The 22,282-nt window shown below is 31.5% G+C and carries 17 protein-coding genes; 3 read left to right on the top strand and 14 right to left on the bottom strand.

The features are described from left to right. Positions 1–109: 109 nt before the first annotated feature. Complete coding sequence (gene panD / locus HMPREF2586_RS09580; RefSeq protein WP_070812728.1) at positions 110–493, bottom strand: aspartate 1-decarboxylase; 384 nt, start codon at positions 491–493, stop codon at positions 110–112. Between the two features lie 126 nt (positions 494–619). Here panD and HMPREF2586_RS09575 point away from each other — a divergent pair, with 126 nt between their 5' ends. Further along, the gene (locus HMPREF2586_RS09575; protein ID WP_046208323.1) at positions 620–1,492 is read left to right on the top strand and encodes an oxidoreductase; all 873 of its coding nucleotides are present in this window, start codon (positions 620–622) and stop codon (positions 1,490–1,492) included. Positions 1,493–1,785: 293 nt separating this feature from the next. Here the strand turns inward: HMPREF2586_RS09575 and HMPREF2586_RS09570 are convergent, their stop codons facing one another. After that, entirely contained in the window at positions 1,786–3,057 is a 1,272-nt protein-coding gene (locus HMPREF2586_RS09570) for a Y-family DNA polymerase (RefSeq protein WP_070658500.1), read from the bottom strand. 147 nt (positions 3,058–3,204) lie between these two features. Here HMPREF2586_RS09570 and HMPREF2586_RS09565 point away from each other — a divergent pair, with 147 nt between their 5' ends. Then, positions 3,205–3,393, top strand: coding sequence for a 2-hydroxymuconate tautomerase (locus HMPREF2586_RS09565; RefSeq protein WP_046208325.1), 189 nt, complete (start codon positions 3,205–3,207; stop codon positions 3,391–3,393). A gap of 349 nt (positions 3,394–3,742) precedes the next feature. On the opposite strand, the gene HMPREF2586_RS09560 is transcribed toward HMPREF2586_RS09565, so the two are convergent. Continuing rightward, on the bottom strand, positions 3,743–4,720 hold the full coding sequence (locus HMPREF2586_RS09560; RefSeq protein ID WP_070812727.1) for an LCP family protein: 978 nt from the start codon (positions 4,718–4,720) through the stop codon (positions 3,743–3,745). Between the two features lie 140 nt (positions 4,721–4,860). Between HMPREF2586_RS09560 and msrA the strand changes: the two genes are divergently transcribed. Then, the gene (gene msrA, locus HMPREF2586_RS09555; protein WP_046208543.1) at positions 4,861–5,361 is read left to right on the top strand and encodes a peptide-methionine (S)-S-oxide reductase MsrA; all 501 of its coding nucleotides are present in this window, start codon (positions 4,861–4,863) and stop codon (positions 5,359–5,361) included. Positions 5,362–5,420: 59 nt separating this feature from the next. Here the strand turns inward: msrA and HMPREF2586_RS09550 are convergent, their stop codons facing one another. From HMPREF2586_RS09550 to parE, 11 genes are all read right to left on the bottom strand, one after another. Beyond that, the gene (locus tag HMPREF2586_RS09550; protein ID WP_070658495.1) at positions 5,421–6,332 is read right to left on the bottom strand and encodes a D-ribose ABC transporter substrate-binding protein; all 912 of its coding nucleotides are present in this window, start codon (positions 6,330–6,332) and stop codon (positions 5,421–5,423) included. A 15-nt stretch (positions 6,333–6,347) separates the two neighbouring features. Continuing rightward, positions 6,348–7,295: an ABC transporter permease subunit gene (gene rbsC / locus HMPREF2586_RS09545; protein ID WP_046208545.1), complete on the bottom strand. Its 948-nt coding sequence runs from the start codon at positions 7,293–7,295 to the stop codon at positions 6,348–6,350. Then, a complete protein-coding gene (locus tag HMPREF2586_RS09540) occupies positions 7,282–8,772 on the bottom strand; it encodes a sugar ABC transporter ATP-binding protein (RefSeq protein WP_070812726.1) in 1,491 nt (496 codons plus the stop codon). Before HMPREF2586_RS09540 ends, rbsC begins: the two co-directional genes overlap by 14 nt. Positions 8,773–8,784: 12 nt before the next feature. Further along, the gene (gene rbsD / locus HMPREF2586_RS09535; protein WP_070658492.1) at positions 8,785–9,174 is read right to left on the bottom strand and encodes a D-ribose pyranase; all 390 of its coding nucleotides are present in this window, start codon (positions 9,172–9,174) and stop codon (positions 8,785–8,787) included. A gap of 49 nt (positions 9,175–9,223) precedes the next feature. Then, on the bottom strand, positions 9,224–10,228 hold the full coding sequence (locus tag HMPREF2586_RS09530) for a LacI family DNA-binding transcriptional regulator (protein ID WP_070658489.1): 1,005 nt from the start codon (positions 10,226–10,228) through the stop codon (positions 9,224–9,226). A gap of 375 nt (positions 10,229–10,603) precedes the next feature. After that, the gene (locus HMPREF2586_RS09525; RefSeq protein ID WP_070658487.1) at positions 10,604–11,170 is read right to left on the bottom strand and encodes a hypothetical protein; all 567 of its coding nucleotides are present in this window, start codon (positions 11,168–11,170) and stop codon (positions 10,604–10,606) included. A 433-nt stretch (positions 11,171–11,603) separates the two neighbouring features. Then, positions 11,604–14,126: a bifunctional lysylphosphatidylglycerol flippase/synthetase MprF gene (mprF, locus tag HMPREF2586_RS09520; protein ID WP_070658485.1), complete on the bottom strand. Its 2,523-nt coding sequence runs from the start codon at positions 14,124–14,126 to the stop codon at positions 11,604–11,606. Positions 14,127–14,399: 273 nt separating this feature from the next. Then, positions 14,400–15,632 carry an AI-2E family transporter gene (locus HMPREF2586_RS09515; RefSeq protein ID WP_070658483.1) on the bottom strand — a complete coding sequence of 411 codons (1,233 nt, stop codon included), beginning with the start codon at positions 15,630–15,632 and terminating at the stop codon, positions 14,400–14,402. Between the two features lie 386 nt (positions 15,633–16,018). Then, positions 16,019–17,464: a glutamine transporter AlsT gene (locus HMPREF2586_RS09510; protein ID WP_046208551.1), complete on the bottom strand. Its 1,446-nt coding sequence runs from the start codon at positions 17,462–17,464 to the stop codon at positions 16,019–16,021. A gap of 251 nt (positions 17,465–17,715) precedes the next feature. Further along, positions 17,716–20,118, bottom strand: a complete 2,403-nt coding sequence (parC, locus tag HMPREF2586_RS09505) for a DNA topoisomerase IV subunit A (RefSeq protein WP_070037774.1) — start codon at positions 20,116–20,118, stop codon at positions 17,716–17,718. Then, positions 20,115–22,109: a DNA topoisomerase IV subunit B gene (parE, locus tag HMPREF2586_RS09500; RefSeq protein WP_164987281.1), complete on the bottom strand. Its 1,995-nt coding sequence runs from the start codon at positions 22,107–22,109 to the stop codon at positions 20,115–20,117. Before parE ends, parC begins: the two co-directional genes overlap by 4 nt. Between the last annotated feature and the right edge of the window lie 173 nt (positions 22,110–22,282).

The raw sequence follows: 22,282 nt of genomic DNA, 5'->3' as shown, positions 1-22,282 counted from the left end.
CTAGCGCAAGATTTCTAATAAAACTTGCGCTAGGCTCATATCATTTAGTTCTTTTGTCGATTGCATTTGAATTAAAACTATCCAATATATCAAACGCTGTGCTACATATTTAATTTATCAATTTCCCTTCTTCTTCTTGTATCATCTCTATAATTTCATTACCTTCATTCATAAGTGCAACTTTTGGACTATGATTTAATGCTTCTTCTGCTGTAACTTGTACATAAGACATGATAATAATAATATCATTTACTTGAACAAGCCTAGCAGCTGCACCATTTAGGCATATTTTTCCACTATTACGTTCTCCTTCAATCACATAGGTTTCTAATCTTTCTCCATTGTTATTATTCACAATTGCAACTTTCTCATTTGGTAATATATCTACCGCATCTAAAATATTGCGATCTATCGTGATACTTCCTACATAATTAAGATTAGCTTCTGTTACACGTGCACGATGTATTTTTCCATTCATCATAGTTTTTATCATTTGTTTTATACTCCTGTTCAAAAAATTAATTTTACATTTTTAGTTGATTAACACTTTATTATTTATTACTATCATAAGCATATCTATTATAATTTTATTTTCTAAATAAACGGAGGTCAACTATAAATGAAAAAGATAGGTATTATTGGTCCTGGCGCTGTCGGTAGTTGTATCACAGTTCAACTTTTAGCAACAGAACATAAAGTCTATTTAATTGGTAGACGTAATGCGTGCATTACCTATCAAGATCCTTCGAAAAATGTAAATATGACACTTAATGTTGTTACAGCATCGGACATTACCGAACCATTAGATATTATATTCATCGCTGTTAAAATCCCACACTTAGATGGATTATATAAACAAATTAACCATTTAACTCAAGATACTACTATTGTTATATTAGCTCAAAATGGATATGGACAACACTTTAAGCTCCCCTTCCCAAATATGTATCAAGCTGTAACTTATATTAGTGGTCAAAAGACTGATCAACACGTGATTCACTTTAGAGATGAGATACTTCACTTACAACGAGATGATAACACAGAGTCATTGAAAAAAACATTAGCTTCAAGTGGACTTTCACTTGTGTTACATAAAAACATTGAAGTGGAAATATGGTATAAACTATTAGTAAATCTAGCAATCAATACAGTTACTGCGCTTGGAATACAGCCTGCTTCTATACTCAAACAACCTCATATTTATTCGCTATGTGTATCACTATTAAAAGAAGGTTATATAATAGCTAAACACTCTGGTATTAATTTTTCTGAGGATGTTATTGATGAAATAATGACAATTTATCAAGGTTATCCAGATGATATGGGAACAAGCATGTATTATGATGTACTTGCAAATACTCCATTAGAAATCGATGGAATACAAGGTTTTCTATATCGACAAGCGCGAAAGTATAAATTAACGACACCGCACCTAGATACGATTTATGCTTTATTATTATCTAGACATCATGTTTTTTCAAATAATTCATAGTAAGCATGTGCACCCTATTATTTTATACATGCTTCTTATGCTGATATTATATTTACAGTTTGGTGGGTGTGTGTTTATTTTATCCTTACGTAGTATAGACAAGACAATTCGTTAATGATGTTATAGATATATGATTTAAATTGTGTCGTTAAACGCTCACTCAATTTGATTTAATAATTATTTTTGGAACGGGCCGCCCCATATAAGCTTATTTAAAATGATACCCGTTCCACATATTGATAATGAAGTTAATTTATAACTACTTTAAATCTTTAGTTTATCATTATTCCTTTTCACATTTTATGGCCGGCCATAAGCCCTAAACGCCCATGTTTTGTACCTGCGTCTGTATAAGAGATTGCTTTAGATACGATACCCTTACCAAATTTTTGATGTAACGCGTCAATCGTTTTGGCCAATTTTTCATTTCTTTTTCTTTCGTATTCATCTATAAATAAATTCAATTGTGTATTTCGCTCATCTATAAACTGTGTGAGTGAAATACTTACTGTTCTATATAGCATTGTTGAATCACATAATTTGTCAGCTAAAGATTCTACCACCTTGAAAATCGTACCTTCTAAATTAGTTGGATCCTCTAATGTGTATTGCTTATGCACCCCTCCATGATCACTATAACCAAATGAAAAATGTATCGTCTTAGCTAATTTATTTCTTGCTCTAACACGACTCGCTACATCCTCAATTAACTCCTGCATCACTACTTTAGCTTCCTCATAACGATAATCACGCATCAATATTTGACTTTTACAAATCGAGGGATTAACTACACTATACTTGTCTCTTATTCTACTTTGATCAATACCATTCGCATGCAAGTGTAAATCCACACCTACTGTACCAAAATCCCTTTTTAAATATTGATATGGATAATGCGCTAGATCTCCTATAGTAAAAATACCGCGTTTATTCATTTTTGCTTCTGTTTTTTTACTAATTCCCCAAAATTTACTCAATGGTGAAACAGGCCAAAGTTTGTGTGGCACATCTTGATATCTCCATTCAGCAATGAAACTATTAGTATGTTTTGCTTCTATATCCATTGCAACTTTACTCAATAACATATTTGAACCAATTCCTATTGAACAATGTATACCAGTTTCTTCTAGAATTTCATATTGTAGCTTTTTGCAAAAAGATTGAATTGTACTACTAAATCTGTGATAACTATTTGTTACATCCATAAAGAACTCATCAATGCTATATTGATGTAAGTCTTCCGGAGCGACATAGCGTAAAGCAATTTTAGAGATTGCTACTGAAACTTCCAAATATTTTCTCATGCTTGGATTGATAATATATATATCATTTCTATGAGGAATTTCGAATAATCTCGATCCTGTTTTAATACCTATAGCTTTTAGTAGACCCGTAGCAGCTAATACAACTGATCCCTGTCTCTTAGTATCTGCAACAACTGCTAACTTTTCTTTCATTGGATCTAGCCCTTTTTGTATACAAGAAACACTTGCAAAAAAACTTTTCTGATCAATACACAATATATCTCTTTCCTCTAGCAGATTGTAATCATAAAATTCATACATATGACATTCCTCCCCTAATCACTTATATTATACAAGAACAAATGTTCTATTTCAACTTAAATAAGAACGTTTGTTCTTATTGTTATTTTTATAATTTTGTGAATTTTCATGCTATAATATATAAAAATAGATTAAGGTGGGATTTAAATGCCAATAGTAAATGTAAAATTGTTAGAAGGTCGCTCTGATGAACAACTAAAAAATTTAGTCACAGAAGTTACTAATGCAGTAGAGAAAACAACAGGCGCAAACAAAGAAGCTATACAAGTTGTAATAGAAGAAATGAAAACTTCTCATTATGGCGTTGCAGGAATTAGAAAATCAGATCAACAATAATTTACATACGAACATAAACATCAATATCTATTGCATCATATAGATATTGATGTTTTTTTACTTTTGCCAAATCTAACTATACATGAATGGTATGCTTAGAGAAACGTATCATGTGTAGGCATATAAAACTGTTTCAACTACATCACTTAAAGCAATTGGGTAATTTGCTGACACCCGAGGAAACTAATATGCGAAAGAGACTATAGGCAAGAATCATATTCCTAGGCAAACTGCACAATCAAAATCGCAACATTCAAAATAAATAAGGACTAATCCATTGGCACACGGATTAGTCCTTATAGCGTGAAATTTGTATTCCATTCTCATTTAAATGAATTCACTAAACTCGTTATTCATTCAAAAATTTCTGTACTTCCTTTTTATTTTTGGCTTTATCGATTTCTAACGCACTACCATCCATTGGTGATTGGATATCTTGATAAGTGTTTTGTATAGGTAAAGTAATAGAATCTACCTTTTTATCACCACGTATTCCAAAATTCAAACCAGTTTGAATGAGTGCAGAATCTGGCATATTTGTATTTAAATAACCTCTCAAAATACCCGCAACTCGAGGTAATTTAGGTAGCGTATCCAAACTCGCTAATTCTTGTTTAAGTGATTGCATGACTTGTTGCTGACGTCTTACACGACCGAAATCGCCTTCTTCATCATGTCTAAATCTAGCATACCCTAATAATTCTTTACCATTTAATCGATGATGACCTTTCTTCAGTGACACACCTATATTTTTAGACATATCTTTTTCAACATCAATTGGAACACCATTAGGTTCCAATTCATCAATCATTTTTTCAAAACCAGTAAAATCAAGAATTGCATAATACTCAGGGTCTATACCTAAATTTTTCTTTAATGTTTGTCGCAATAGTTCAGGTCCACCGATAGAATAAGCAGAATTAATTTTATGTTGACCATTTCCCGGTATATCCGCATAAATATCTCGCATGACAGACATCATCTTCATTTTTTTATGAATATAATAATACTGTGCAATCATAATCGAGTCGGTTCTAGAAATACCACCTTGCTCTTTATCTGCACCTAAAACCATAATTGTGATTTTTCCATCATTTTTTTTAGCACCGTTAAATTTGTGTTGCTTGAGCGTTTTGCCCTGATCTTTTGCGTATTCAATACCTGATTTATAACCATGCACAGAATAGCCAACAATAATGGCTAAAATAATTACAATAATTAAAATTATAATTGGAAATTTTTTTAATTTTTTCTTTTTTGTCCTACGCATCGTCGGTTGTTCTTCTGTTTTTGTGCTTTCTTTACTTCTGTGTTTATGTTCATTCATATGTAATCAACCTTATATCTTCAAAATTGCACTGCTATGTACTATAATTAACATATATTAAAGTTATATAAAAACTGAATAAAAATCAAGTAATATCTTAATATATGGTACTAAGGTCTAATATGGAAAGGATGTTAAACATGAATATAAATAAAGCATACTTCGCTGGAGGTTGCTTTTGGTGTATGGTCAAGCCTTTCGACACATTTGAAGGGATTGAGAAAGTGACTTCTGGTTACATGGGAGGTCATAAAGATAATCCGTCGTATGAAGAAGTTAAGACGGGTGACACCGGGCATTATGAAACAGTTGAAATAGAGTATGATGTCGCTCTATTTTCATACAATAAATTATTAGAAATATTCTTTTCTGTAATAGATCCAACTGATGAAGGAGGACAATTCCAAGATAGAGGATCACAATATAAAACAGCAATTTTTTATACAAACGAAGATCAAAAAGCAGTAGCTGAAGATTATGTAGCACAATTAAAACAAACCATAGACAAAGAAAAAGCTATTGCTACAAAAATATTACCCGCTTCTACATTTTATGAGGCTGAAGCAGAACACCAAGATTTTTATAAGAAAAACCCCGAACGATATGCTCAAGAACAACAAGAACGTCAAAAATATAAGTAAACAAAAAAACCGGTGCTTTTGCATCCGGTTTTTATTTATTACTCGCACTTTAACATAAATTACTGCCGCTTCATTTCTAAAGGAATTTTATTCTTTTTCTCAACCTTTTTACCATTATATAAATCCATTATCGTTTTAACACTTTCTTCACCCATCAAATTAGGTTGTTGCGCCACTGTAGCAAATAGCTTACCTTTTTCAACAGATTTAATCGCATCTTCATTACCATCGAAACCAACGACTTTAATGTCTTTATTTCCTATCGCTTCTACAGCACCTAATGCCATTTCATCATTTTGAGCAAAAATAGCTTGTATTTCAGGATGAGCTTGAATAATATTTTGTGTCACATTTAGACCTTCTGTTCTATTGAACTTAGCACTTTGTTTGGAAACTACATCAAGTGATTGATCTGCGACGTTATGGAAACCTTTACCACGTTCACGTGTAGCACTGGCACCTGGGACACCTTCAAGTTCAGCTACTTTCGCATCTTTACCTAATTCATCAACAATGAGTTTCCCTCCCATCTCACCGCCTTTGATATTATCCGATGCTATAAATGAAGCAACATCCCCTTTAGCTACATCTCTATCTAATGTAATGACTGGTATTGCCTCATCATTTGCGATTTGAATACTACCTGATATCGCATCAGAATCTGTCGGGTTTACAATCAAGTAATCTACTTTTTGTTGAATTAAGTCATCAATATCATTAGCTTGTTTCGCTGCATCATCTTGAGCATCTGCAAACTTAACTTTGACGCCTTGTTTCTTTGCTTCTTTTTCAATACCATCTTTAATTTTCACAAAGAAAGGGTTATTTAATGTAGAAATACTCACACCAATAACAACCTCAGATTTTTTCTTATCTACTTTACCATTGTCATTTTTTTCTATAGGTGATTCTAGTGAACAACCTGTTAAAAATAATAATATAGCTGTTACAGTTATAAAAAGCTTTTTCAATACCAACACCCCCTGTTATTTGTTTTTTCTATCTATAAGTACTGCAATGATAATCACGACACCTTTAACCACTTGTTGGTAAAATGAAGATACACCTAATAAATTTAAGCCATTGTTCAAAACACCGATAATTAACACACCAATCAACGTCCCAACTATACGTCCTTTACCACCTGTAAGCGAAGTACCGCCAAGAACTACTGCTGCAATAGCATCTAATTCATAGGACATCCCTGCAGTTGGTTGTGCCGAATTTAAACGTGAAGTTAAAATTGATCCTGCCATAGCTGACATTAAGCCGGCTAAACTATAAATCATTATTTTAATTTTATTGACCTTAATCCCTGAAATAAATGCCGCCTTTTCATTACCACCCATAGCATAAGTCTGTCTACCAAATACAGTTTTATGCAGTAGGATATATAATATGATAAATGTAATAAACATCGTGACAGCTGGTACTGGAATACCTAAAAAGTAGCCTCTACCAAATAATTGAAATGCATAACTACCATTTAAATTTGTAATAGGATTTCCATCTGTAATAACAAGTGTTAGCCCTCTAAATACGGTCATTGTAGCTAATGTCGCAATGAAAGGCGCCATTTTACCTATCGTGATGAGCAAGCCATTTATAGCACCCAATACCGCCCCAAATATGCAACCTATAAATAAAGCTACAATAGAATCCATACCAGAAACCATTAAAATCGCAACAAATGCACTAGATAAGGCAAGTGTCGATCCTACTGATAAATCAATACCTCCAGTTAATATTACGAAAGTCATGCCAAATGCAATTAAACCATTAATTGAAACCTGTCTTAATAAATTAAATAAATTAGAAGGCTCTAAAAAAGCACTATTTAATACACTGATAATAACAACTAATAATATTAAACCAATAAAAGGTATAATTTTTTCTAAATACGAATAAGAAAATGATAATTTAGACTGCTTCATTTAATTTTCCTCCTGTAGCTAAAGTCATAATACGCGCTTCCGTGATAGCTGAATCTTCTAATATGCCTGCAATGGAACCTTCATGTACAACTGCGACTCTATCACTCATGCCTATAATTTCTGGTAATTCTGATGAAATCATAATAATAGACATACCTCGGTCCGTTAATTCATGCATCAATTGATATATTTCTCGTTTAGCACCTACATCGATGCCACGTGTTGGTTCATCTAATATTAATACATGTGGTGCAGTCGCAATCCATTTAGCCAAAACAACTTTTTGTTGATTACCACCAGATAAAGTGCCACATATATCTCCTATTTTGCCTTTAATATTTAAACGCTGAATCATCTGTTCTGAATATTGTTCCATAGCATGTTGTGTTAAAAATCCAGAGCTTGAAAAGCTTTTTAAAGCTGGTAAAGTAATATTTTCTAAAATTGAATCTTGTAAAACTAACCCTTCTTCTTTTCTATTTTCTGTAATAAAAGCTAAACCTTGTGAAATAGATTGATTAGGATTTTGAATTTGTAATTGTTGATTATTTAGTTTTACCGTTTTATTCCCTTTATCTAATCCAAAGAGTACTCTCATAATTTCTGAACGACCCGCACCCATCAAACCACTAAAGCCAAGTATTTCTCCTTTATGTAAATCAAAATGTATATCCTTTAAATGATGTTCATCTGAATCTAAATTTTCAACAGTAAGCACAACATCTTCTTGATGATATTGTCTAACAGGGTATTGATTATCTAAATCTCTACCAATCATAGATTTTACTATTTCAGCATGTGTCGTATTTTGTGTTTCCTTAGTTAAAATCGAACGACCATCTCTCATAACTGTAATACGATCTGAAATTGTAAAAATTTCTTCCATTCTATGAGAAATATATACAAAAGAAACGCCATCTTTTTTTAAATTTTTAATTTGTTCAAATAATGTATCTATTTCATTATTTGTTAAGGCTGCAGTAGGTTCGTCCATGATAATGATTTTTGATTTTTCCATTAATGCTTTACTGATTTCAAGCATCTGCTGCATACCAACGGATAAAGTGCCTGCCATACGATTTAAATCGATTTCAATATTTAGCTTTTTAAAAATGGCCAAAGCACGTTGTTTCATTTTATTATTATCAACAATACCAAAAAATTTTGTTTCTTCTTTTCCTAAAAACAAATTTTCAAGTACTGTAAGATTAGGCCAAATATTTAACTCTTGCTGAATAAACGACACACCATTTTGTTCAGCATCTATTGTATTTTTAAAGTGTATCGGCTGACCATTTTCTAAAACATTACCACTATCCGCATTATATACGCCAGTTAATACTTTCATAAGTGTACTCTTACCAGCTCCATTTTCACCCATTAACGCATGTACTTCTGCATCATTGATTTCAAAATCAACACCTCTTAAAACATCGTTTTGACCAAATGACTTATATATTTGATTCATCGTTATCATATTTTTCACCCCTTAAAATAAAACACCACTAGATAAAATTACATTAGCGTAAGGTGTCGCTTCACCTGTTCTTATAATTGCTTTAGCTTCCTTACTATACATTTTTAAAGTTTCATGAGATTCCGTCACCATATCAATATTTTCAGCTAATAATTTCACATATAACTCACTATTTTGTTTTATCATTTCATTTGCAATAGTAAGCTGTTCAATTGCCATATGTTCTTTAACTACATTAAATACTTCTTCAAATGATGGATGTCCAAAAGTTAATGCTAAATCTATTTTTTTAACACCATCTGGTACCGGCAGTCCACAATCAGCTATGATAATTGTATCTGTATGACCTAAATCACTAAGCACTTTAGAAATTTCACTATTTAAAATACCAGTTTTATACATTTAAATCCCCTCTCGTTAAATCTTATTTTATGTAACCCGTTACACATTACTACTTAAATCTAATACTATTTCTGCGTTTAATTGATAACTTTAACCTATTATCTTGTTGTTCAATTATAGAATTTTTATTTAACTTTAATAAAATTGATACCGCTTGCTGCCCTAAAAAATATGCGGACTGATCAATAGTTGCAATTTGAGGAAACGTCATTGCAGAAAAAGGTATATTATCATAGCCCACAATTTGAATATCCTCGGGAACTTTCAATTGAAATTGTTGAACAAGGCCCATCGTTTCAATTGCCAGTACATCATTGCTGCATATAATACTATCAATCTGTAAATCTTTAATTAATGAAATAAATGCACTTTTATTATTTAATGTTTCTGCTGAGCAATCATAATAGCTCACATTATAGTTATTCAATTCTTGTTTAATACCATCTGTCCTTAATTTAAATGCCCGTATATTCAAATCTAAATGGAGGATCAAAATATTTTTTGGTTTACCTTCTAACACAAGTCGAGCTTGTAATTGTCCGCCTTCAAAATGATTCATAGAAATACCATTACCTTCATTTTCAACACGATCTACAAATACATAATGAATACCTTGTGACAGTAATAGCTTTTCAATTTGATCATCAGCAAATGCTGTTGCAATAACTCCTACACAATTATAAGCATTGAAAGTGAATAAATACTCTTTCGCCTTATCAACATCGTTGTCACTATTTCCAATTAAAACTTGAAAACCGTGCGCAAGCGCTATATCTTCAACACCTCTTGCTATAAGTGTAAAAAAAGGATTACTGATATCTGGTAATAATAAGCCAATCATTTTTGACTTACGTTTATATAATGTACGTGCTGCTTCATTAGGTTGATAGTTAAGCTCATGAATCGCACGTTCAATTTGTATTTTTGTTTGAGCTTTGACATATCCATTATTATTTATCACTCTAGATACCGTTGCTACTGAACAACCAGCTAACTTAGCTACTTCTTTAATTGTTACTATAAAAATCACCTCTATTTTTGTAACCGTTTTCATATTATCATAATCATTTATATTTTGATAGTTTATTTGAAAATTTAATTATTGTAATATTTAATATTCTATATTTTTTTAATTTATTTATATAAAACGAAAACGATAATTTATAGTAATCAAATCAGCAGTATAAATAATTTTTTATTTTATGATCAAAAAATTAGCGTTAACTTTTCTATTAAATAATTATATAAGCAGTTGAAATCAGTTATATTAAATTCGTACTTATACAAATTTTTATTTAGCGCTTACCTCATTATGTTTTTAAAATATATTTCTGTCATATCGTAAAATTCAAATAAAAAAGACTCATCCAGTAGTTCGGATAAGCCCTTTATGCTGATAATAAAATTTTTATTTTCTCACATTATAAATTTATTTTATAGTAGACACTTGATCTATATTCTCTATTGCTTTCACCTTTTTATTTGAATCAAAATATACTTTAACAGAGAAATAATTGGATGGATTATCATCGTATATCATCGTACCATTGTGATTATTGTGTACTCTATAACCATGTACTTGCGAAAATGATTCAATAGTAACATTATCAGGTACAACAAAAATTCGTTGAACTTTATTATTTTTGAATAAAAAAGCCATGTCACCATATTTATGTGCTTTCATATTAGCAATTTGTATTGTTTTTTCACTATCACCAAAGTATGTTTCAACTTTGCGTTTGTCCATGCCTTTAGAAACGTGCATATAATGATTTCTTACATCACTATTCATAAAATTTTCACTGAATTGTTGTGACAGAACATTGATCTCAGGCATTTTATACTTGTTCTTTTTCTTCTGTTTAAATTTTTCGTTTTGAGCAGATTGATTTGAACCTTTGTAATTTGTATGTATGTTATCATATAACGATTTAATTGAGAGTGTTAACGCAACTAAAAGCATCACGATTACCAGACTAATTATAACTTTTTTCATTTTCCCACCCCATTGTTCACTCTGCAAACATTAATATTTACATATTACTACATTATATTGAAATTTTAAATGTATATTAATAATATAACAAATGAAAATAATTCAAAAAGCTAATGTTACTACAGTGAAAAAATACAATTATATTTCAAAAAGAAACCAACTATATAAAATGTCAATTTTTATTCAAATAAGATGATATCATGATGTTGAAAGCGTTTTCTAATGATGATATATTATAAATACACCTTGAACAAAGGGGTAACTAGAAATTCATAAATATAGTTAGAGTCAAAATGATATTTAGAAAGTATATCGTTAGTTTATTAAAAAGTAGTTAATAACTTCTCCGGCGTTAACTACAAAAACCATTAAAAACTATAACTCCAAAAAACAACCAACAATCATTAACGGGATTGTTGGTTGTTTTGTTTTATTATTTTTTTCTAACTACACGCATGACTTTTGTCATACTTACCCACAATGAGTTATCTTTACGATACACTAAGAACCTTGGCTGCCAATTGGGATTAAACTTTTCTTTATAACGTCTTAATCCTTGAAATCTATATAATCCATTGAAATGCTCAAATACTCTACCTGCAAGTCTTTCTCTATAGAAAGAAAAAGGTACTTTACCCACATTAGACAGTGTAGCCATGCCCATATTAAAGTATTGATACTCATTTGCCTTAGCCCATAACAGCATATGAAGATATAAACTATCCATCAGAGGTAAGGAGGTATCTGATTTCCAACGTATTAAATCAATAGACACAGTTGAATTATCATTAACAGGCATAAATGTACAAAAACCAATTATAGCATTCTCTTTATCTTTAATAACTCCGATCGGCGCCTTCGATATATAATGTTCACTAAAATGTCCTACTGAAAATTGCATTTCTGTAGAGCCTGATAACCAATCATCGCTTATTTGTTTTAATTCATCAAAAACGTTTTTTGAAAAAGGAGGTTCTAATATCTCAAAAGTACACCCCAAATCATCTAACTTATTTAAAGTAGCACGTAAACCACGCTTCTTTTTACCTGAAGTAGTGAAAGTTGATAAATCAATAATGGCTTCTTCGCCTAATTTAAAAAACTGATTTCCAAAATCATGATAAATTGACATATATTTATCAGAGACTTGATAGAAAATAATGTCGTAACCTAAATATTGAGCTTCATTATAAAATCTTTCGAGCAACTCATGGAACGAAGCGCTATTTCCAATGGGGTCACCTAAAACAATATAGGCATTCCTCTTATAACGATACATCACAAATGCGTCTTGTTGTTCATTAAAGAAAAACTTCTTATCACCACTGTATATGAGATGACTTAAATAATTTCCACCAAATTTCTGAATAATCGTTTCACATTGTTCTAGTTTTTGACCGCTGCCTGCAGATTTGAATCTTGCTTCAAACCACCACACAACAACACTAACTATAATTGCTACTGTAATAATCGTGAACCAAAAATAATATCTTAAAAGAGACGTATCTACTTCTATATGATAAATATCTAAAGTGTAAAATGTATTTTTTATAAACACATGATTAATGAATAACACAAGAGCCCCAATAATTACACTAGACAATAGTTTCGTATATCTAAACGGACGCTTTATGACACGTGCACTTCTATAAAATACAGCGAGCATTACAAACATAGTAATTAACCAACCTAAAAGTACCAAAGAAGGATAAGTATAAACAGTGACACTAAATATGATAATGATTGAACAAATTGCAAACAAAAGTGCTCTCTTAGATAAATGATATACACCTATCACATTTAATAATAGTAATAGACATGCACATGTATGAATAGAAGCGATAATATAATAAAACGCATGGTTATTACTATATAACCCATCATAAATTATTGTAATGTTATTAAAGAAAAATAAAGCACTCGTAAATAAAAGTAACAATGCAATGGAAAATGCTGGTATCCTAGTTAAGATATCTTTTTGATAAGATGCTAAAAGTGATGACATATCTTTCACAGGTATCATAATTTTAGAATCATCCAAATAACGTTTTGCCGTATTTCTAAATTCAAACGTTGAGAGAATAAGGGCAATTAAAACAGGAAATAAGTAATAAGCAAACCTGTAGAGCAATAAAGCTAAAACAATTTTTTCTTCTGGAATATTTAAACTTTTCAATCCTAGTAATAGTACCAAATCAAATGTACCAAATCCTCCAGGAATAAAACTGATTAACCCTGATAATGCACCAATGATAAATATTCCCATAAATACAGAGAAATGCACCTGTATACCAACAATTAATAATGCCATATATAATACTGCAGCAGCAATCATCCATTCAATACTAGAAACAATGGTGCAATAAATTCCAGTCAATTTACTTTCTTTATTTACTGGTTTCCAAATTGTAATAAAAATAAAAATAGGCAAAAACAACGCAACAACATACATTAACCATCTAACCCAAGGGAACGGACTAAATACATGTCTAACATCAAACACATGAAATACTACTAAAATAGAAAGCATACTTAAACCCGTCAACATGGAGATTAAAACAATAGAAATAGTATGCAGTAATGCTTTTTTATCTTCTGTAGTATCTTTATATAATAAAAATCTTACGCTCGCTCCTATGAATCCTCCAAAGCCCAATACTGCGTTCAAAGCATTTACAATATATCCTATACGTACGGTTTTAACTAAAGATATCTTCAAGTGTAAAACTTTAGCTAAAATCACATCATACATTGATAATACCAGTATGGCTAGACCACCACTCAAAAAAAGCACAACCAACCATACACTATTAATATCTTTTATAGAATGAATCGTTTCTTTTAAATTTATATTTGCTAGTTCTTTATATAAAGTAAAAACAACAAATATAAATAATGAAAGTGCAAATAAAACTTTCATTATCGTTAATATTTTATTTACTAGCTTCTTTGACATGTGTTCACATCACTTTTCTATATTCATATAACATTTAAAATATAGCACAATTTTTATTTTTTATAAATAATTTTTATACGAGTTAAATATTACAATATTGTTAGACCACACACTCAGTTACAAAAAATATACACATACTTTCATTTTATATGCACAACAATAAAAAGTATCTTAATATATCAATTCACTTAACAACGTGTCATTCCACTTCGGTTATGATAATAGGCTGAGACAATTAATTTGTCCCAGCCTCTGTCGTACATTATTTATAATTTAACTTTTACGAATTTCTTCATCAGAAGTAATTTCATATTCTCCTGCATCATCACCATAATATTTGTTATAACGACGTTTGTACATTGTATATAAATGTGAAACTAGTACTTTCAATATTGCATAAGCAGGAATACCTAAAATGACACCGACAACACCTAATAAATTACCTGCACTTAATAAGATAAATATAATTGTAAGTGGGTGAATTTTCAATGTTTTACCCATGATATTTGGAGAAATAAAATGCCCTTCAATAAATTGGACAGCCGTCCAAACTATCACTAACTTCAACAACATAATTGGTGAAGTAATTAAAGCAATAATAATTGCTGGTGATATCGCAATCGTTGGACCAATATATGGAACAACACTAGTAACTGCAGCTATTGAAGCTAAAATTAAACTGTAGTCTAAACCGATGATACTATATCCGATAAATAATAATATACCAATACAAAACGATACAATAATTTGTCCTTGGATATAAGAACCAACTTGTAGACTCATTTTATCTAACAAATCATGAAAGTCTTTTCTAAATTTAGGGGGCATTAAGTTTGTTGAAAACTCTTTGAAGCGGTGCCCATCTTTTAACATAAAGAATAAAACAAATGGTGTTGTAGCAATTACCACACCAACATTCACTAATGCTTCAGCAAAATTTTTAACTTTAGAACCAAAACCATTAAAGTAATCAGACACCATTGAAGGTAATTTTTTAGCCAATGAATCTAATTGATCTTGAATTTGACCATAAAAATTAGAAATTAAAGAGTATTTCGTTACACTATCTATAAATTTATTAACCTTATCTACATAGTACGGGAAGTTATTTCCAAAACTTTTAAACTGAGCACCAATTACAGGTATTAATAAATTAATTGCTAGCGCAATAACACCAATAATGACTAAGAATAATATGATTACACCCCAAAGTCTTGAAATATTATACCGTTCCATCAAATTAACTAATGGGTTAAATAAATAATATAATATAATCGATACAATAATCGGTGCTACAATTGTATTAAAAACAATTATAAATGGTTTAAAAATATAAGAAACTTGATCAAATATAAAAATAGCACAGCCAATAAATATTAATATAAGCAAAGCAAAAACTAAATCTTTGCCACCTAAAAATTTCATAAAGCGTGTTTCAGGGAAACTTAGTTTTAATCTATTTTCCTTAGATGTCGTTTCTTGTTTTAAATTATCTTCATTTGACATAACATCACCAAACCTTATTTTTCAAAATATATTGTTTATTTAGCGCATAGCAAAAAATAATGCACCTTTGTAATACAATACATAACGTTCAATATTTAAAATAACTAATGTTAATCATAACACAATGACCATTTACCAAACATATATTTTGCCATGTTTTATTAAAAATTAACTAAACATCCATAATAATAGCAACGAACAATATGTATTAATACGATATAAGTATATTATACTAAAATATAAAAATGTATATTAAAAAGCAGTAATATAAAATCAAATGTTTATCATCCATTTTATATTACTGCTTATATATGAATTATTATTAAAGAAACTATGATAATGATGTTGAAGAAAATTCAAATCTTTGCATTAATGTTTAAATACAATTATTTCTTCTTCATTCCCCAACTCTCAATACCAAACAAGTTAATTTCTAACTCTTCAGGTTTAAATACAGGTTTTTTGCCAGCTTTACGTTGACGTTGGTAATCATTCATAACTGCAAAAGCAATGTTAGATAAACCAATAATAGCAACTAAGTTAACGATGGCCATTAGACCCATAAACACATCTGCTGTACTCCATACCGTTTCAGTTTTCACAACAGCACCGACGAAGACAAGTACAACAACTAAACATCTGAAAATAAATAATACTGTTTTATTTTCCCATAAAAATTCCATGTTCGATTGACCATAGTAGTAATTACCAATAACCGAAGAAAATGCAAATAAAGTGATAGCAATCGTTAAGAAAATACCGCCTGCACTACCTAAGTGTTCATTTAAAGCTGATTGTGTAACTGCAACGCCTTGTGCTGCATTCTCTCCAAATTCTAATCCTGTATATAATAAAATCATGATCGCCGTTGCTGTACATACTAGCATCGTATCAAAAAATACGCCCAATGATTGGATTAAACCTTGTTTAACTGGATGTGGCGCTGCAGCAGTAGCAGCAGCATTTGGCGCAGAACCCATACCAGCTTCGTTTGAGAACAAGCCACGTTTTATACCTTGCAGAACGGCTGCTCCAATCGCGCCTCCCGTTGCTTGTTCAAATCCAAATGCATTTTTAATTATAGTTGCAATCATCGGTATGATTTGATCATAGTTAAATATTAATATTACAGCAACTAATCCTATATATATAATTGCCATCACAGGTACAATAATCGAAGATAATGTTGCAATACTTCTTACCCCACCAAATATAATAATAGCAGTAATAATAGCTAAGATTACACCCGTTATAATAGGACTTACATTATATTGCGTTTTTAATGATTCAGCTATTGTGTTTGATTGTACTGTATTAAAAACAAATGCAAATGTCACTGTGATTAGCACCGCAAATACAATGCCTAACCATTTTTGATTGAGTCCCTTAGTTATGTAATAAGCTGGTCCTCCACGATAACCACCTTCTTCATCAGGTACCTTGTACACTTGCGCAAGCGTTGCTTCAATAAATGCACTGGCTGCTCCGATAAAAGCAATAATCCACATCCAGAATACTGCACCAGGACCGCCTAATACAATTGCTGTCGCAACACCGGCTATATTACCTGTGCCAACACGAGAACCTGCACTAATCGCGAATGCTTGGAATGGTGAAATACCTTTTTTCCCATTTTCTAACGTTTCAGGTTTTTCTCCAATTGCTCGAAACATTTCCGGTATCCATCTTAATTGTACGAACTTAGATCCAATAGTAAAAAATATACCTGCTGTGATTAATAGTCCAATTAAGTATTGTGACCAGATTAAATCATTCCCGACTTGAACAAATGCTTTGAACCAATCCGGAATCAAACTATCAAAATTGCTCAATTTAATCCCTCTCATCTATACAATTTAATTTTCATAGTAAAATCAAGAGATTTATAGTCGCATTCATGTTTATAAACAAAATTCAATGCTTATGTAGACATGAAAATGAATGAATCAGTTCAGTATAAAACATTACGCCTTGCACTAAACTTTTTCACATTACTATAAATCTCTTGCTTCATTTTTGTTACACCTTATAGGTATTTTATCATTATATTGTTGTATTTACTAACAAAATTTTAAAATTAAAGTTATTTAACAATCATACTAACAACGTCGCCAAACTCTTTAACATCTACTACAAAGCTGCCATTAGTATATTGTTCTGATAAATGAATATCTTTAATATTGCCACTTTCTTCATGTTGTTTTGAATATATTGTATAAATCGTATGATCTGGCTGCACAACGTTAGCTGCTACGATGCGATGCGGTGATTTTTTAAGCTCTTTTAATAAAGTAATACCACGTTGTGCACGTTTGGCATTTTGTAAAATATTGAATCCTATGCGTTTTAATGAACCTCGTTGTGTTGCCATCAAGATCGTATTTTTTTCATTAACGATTTGGGTTAAGACAACAAAGTCTTCACTTTTAAGGTTAATCGATTTAACACCAGCGGCTCTAAGTCCTGTATCTGATAACTCTTCACTACTGTAAGTTAATGACATACCTTTGTGTGTTAAAACGGTAATCGCTTGTGGTTCATCTAATCTCATTACATTTATCACTTCATCATTATCTTTTAGCTTCATAGAAACAAGTGGTTTGTTATATCTTGATGTTTTAAACATAGAGACATTGCTTTTCTTAATCATGCCATTGCGCGTAGCTAAAATATAAAATGCGTCTGGTCTAAAATCATTTTCACAGTAAACATCGATAACATGCTCGCCTTCATCAATGGGTACAATCTGTGATACATGCTGTCCTAAATCTTTCCACTTAATCTCTGAAAGTTTATGAACTGGAATATAAAGATGTCTGCCTTTATTCGTAAATACTAATGCTGTGTCTAATGTATTGACTTCTTGATATTTGAGCATTGCATCGCCATCTTTCACACCTAGCTCCTCTACACCACTTGCATTAAAGCTACGTAACGATGTTCGTTTAATGTAACCATGTTTCGTAATACTCATAATCACATTTTCACTTGGCACCATAACTTCTTTATCAATCTTAATTTCACTGATTTCAGCTTCTATAGAAGATAAACGTTGTTGTTTATATTTATTTTTAATTTCGCTCAATTCTTCCTTAATAACATTTAACAAAGCATCATGATTATCTAATATATTTTTTAAATGTGCAATTTTAGCTTTTAATTCATCATGTTCTTCTTGTAGTTGTACAATATCTGTATTTGTCAGACGATATAACTGCAACGTAACTATCGCCTCAGCTTGTGCTTCTGTAAAATCAAACTCAGAAACTAAATTATCTTTAGCATCTTTTTTATTTTTTGAATTTCTAATGAGCTTAATAACTTCATCTAAAATTGACAAAGCCTTCATGAGACCTTCTACAATATGCATTCTACTCTCTGCATTATCCAATTCAAAACGTGTACGCTTTGTAACTACATCAATTTGATGATTGAGATAACTGTCTATAAATTGACGAATACCCATAAGAAGCGGTCGACCATCACTTATTGCTACCATATTAAAATTATATGCCACTTGTAAGTCTGTATTTTTATATAAATAATTAGCAACCGCTTCGCTATTAACATCTTTCTTTAATTCGATGGCAATACGTAACCCTGTACGGTCAGTTTCATCACGTACTTCTACAATACCATCTACTTTTTTATCTGCTCGCAGTTCATCCATCTTTTTAACAAGTGCACTTTTATTAACTTCATAAGGTAATTCAGTAACGATGAGTTCTTTTCTACCATTTCTTAATTCTTCAACATCAACTTTAGAGCGCACAACAATTTTACCTTTTCCGGTTTCATACGCTTTCTTAATACCGTCTATTCCTTGAATAATACCACCAGTAGGAAAATCGGGACCTTTGATATACTTCATCAACTGGCTTACTGTGATATTTGGGTTATCTATATACTTCAATGTTGCTTGAATAACTTCAGCGAGATTATGTGGTGGTATATCCGTAGCATAACCTGAAGATATGCCTGTACTTCCATTAATTAACAAATGTGGCAGTCTAGCTGGTAAAACCATAGGTTCCATTGTCGTATCATCGTAGTTAGGCATAAATGGCACTGTTTCTTTATTAATATCTCTTAATAGCTCTTCTGAAATTCTGCTTAATTTCGCTTCTGTATAACGCATAGCTGCTGCTGGATCGTTATCGATACTACCATTATTACCTTGCATTTCTATCAAAACATGTCGCAATTTCCAGTCCTGACTTAATCGAACCATCGCATCATATACAGATGAATCACCATGCGGATGATATTGTCCGATGACATCACCGACTGTTTTTGCACTTTTACGGAAATTTTTATCAAATGTATTACCACTAGCATACATAGCGTATAAAATACGTCTTTGAACAGGTTTAAGCCCATCACGAACATCTGGTAATGCACGCTCTTGAATGATGTATTTACTATATCTACCAAATCGGTCGCCAATAACATCTTCCAGCGACAAATCTTGAATTATTTCACTCAATTCATTTCCTCCTCATCAGAATAATCCTGTTCTAGTATTTGAATTTCATTGTTATCCAGAATACTTTGATCTTCTTGAAGACCAAATTCAACGTGGTTTTCAATCCACTCACGTCTAGGAGCTACTTTGTCTCCCATTAAAGTTGTTACGCGTTTCGATGAACGTAACTCATCATCAACTTGTACTCGAATCAACGTTCTTGTATCTGGGTTCATCGTTGTTTCCCATAATTGATCAGCGTTCATTTCACCTAAACCTTTATAGCGCTGTAAACTAAATCCTTTACCTAATTTTTTTTGTAATTTTTCTAATTCTTCATCTGTCCATGCATATTCTATTTTCTTAGAAGCACCTTTACCTTTTTCCAGTTTGTATAATGGCGGTAAGGCTATAAATACTCTTCCTGCTTCTACTAAAGGTTTCATATATTTAAAGAAAAATGTTAGTAAAAGCACTTGAATGTGCGCACCATCAGTATCAGCATCTGTCATTATAATGACGCGGTTATAATTGCTATCTTCTAATTTAAATTCATTACCTACACCTGCACCTATTGTGTGGATAATCGTGTTAATCTCTTCATTTTTAAAAATATCTTCTAAACGTGCTTTTTCAGTGTTTATAACTTTACCTCTTAATGGTAAAATCGCTTGATATTTGCGGTCACGTCCCAATTTTGCAGAACCGCCAGCTGAATCACCCTCAACTAAATACAGTTCTTTTTTCTCTGTATTCTTACTTTGTGCAGGTGTTAATTTTCCTGATAACAACGTATCTTTTCGCTTATTTTTCTTACCAGATCGCGCATCTTCTCTTGCTTTACGTGCTGCCTCTCTTGCTTGTTGGGCTTTTAATGCTTTTTTAACGAGTGCTTTTGACAATTGTCCTTTTTCTTCTAAATAATAAGGTAATTTTTCAGATACAACAGAATCTACTGCACTTCTTGCTTCAGGCGTGCCTAACTTAGACTTAGTTTGTCCTTCAAATTGTAATAATTCTTCTGGAATACGAATAGAAATAATCGCTGTCAAACCTTCACGTATATCATTACCATCTAGATTCTTATCTTTTTCTTTCAATTCATTTATACGTCTAGCATAGTCATTAAATACTCTCGTCATGGCTGTTTTAAAGCCAACTTCATGCGTACCGCCATCTTTAGTACGTACATTATTGACAAAACTTAAGATACTCTCCGAATATTGATCATTATATTGAAATGCGACCTCTACTTCTATTCCATTAGCAGTTCCAACAAAATTTGCTACATCATGTAACACTTCTTTACCTTCATTTACATAACTTACAAATTCTTTAATGCCATCTTCATAGTGGAATACATCTTCTCTTTCTTTACCAGACCTTAAATCCTTAAGCGTAATTCTAAGATTTTTAAGCAAAAATGCTGATTCTTGTAAACGTTCGCTTAGCACGTCATAGTTAAAAGAGGTTGCTGATTTGAAAATTTCAGCATCTGGTTTAAAGGTAACTTTAGTACCTGTTTTTTTAGTTTTCCCTAGTTTTTCTAAGCCTGTAGCTGGTATACCACCTTGACTGAATCGTTGTTTATAAATAGCACCATCTCTGTAAATTTCTACTTCTAACCATTCACTTAATGCGTTTACGACTGATGCACCTACACCATGTAAACCTCCTGAAGTTTTATATCCACCTTGTCCAAATTTACCGCCTGCATGAAGTACTGTAAATATTACTTGAACAGTTGGTTTGCCCGATGTATGAATACCAGTCGGCATCCCACGTCCATCATCTTCTATAGTAATACTTTCATCTTTATTTATTGTAACTGCTATTTCATTACCAAAGCCGTTTAATACTTCATCGACGGAATTATCGACAACTTCATACACTAAATGATGTAATCCTCTTTTATCGGTAGAACCAATATACATACCAGGTCTTTTTCTAACGGCTTCTAGCCCTTCCAAAACCTGAATGGAATCATCCGAATAATTATTTTGTTTGTTCATTGCCAATCGTTTCGCCCTCCTACAAACGTACGTTCGTTTTTAAAACTATACATTAGTTATTCTTATATAAATCTTGATAAATTGCAAGTATCAAATTATATTTGAACCGTGTTTTACTACAGTTATAAATTTTTGTTCGTCTAACCGTGGTCATATGTGGTAAAATAATTTTA

Source organism: Staphylococcus sp. HMSC034G07 (assembly GCF_001835975.1).
Lineage (GTDB): Bacteria > Bacillota > Bacilli > Staphylococcales > Staphylococcaceae > Staphylococcus > Staphylococcus ureilyticus.
This window is presented reverse-complemented; position numbering and strand designations above follow the sequence as displayed.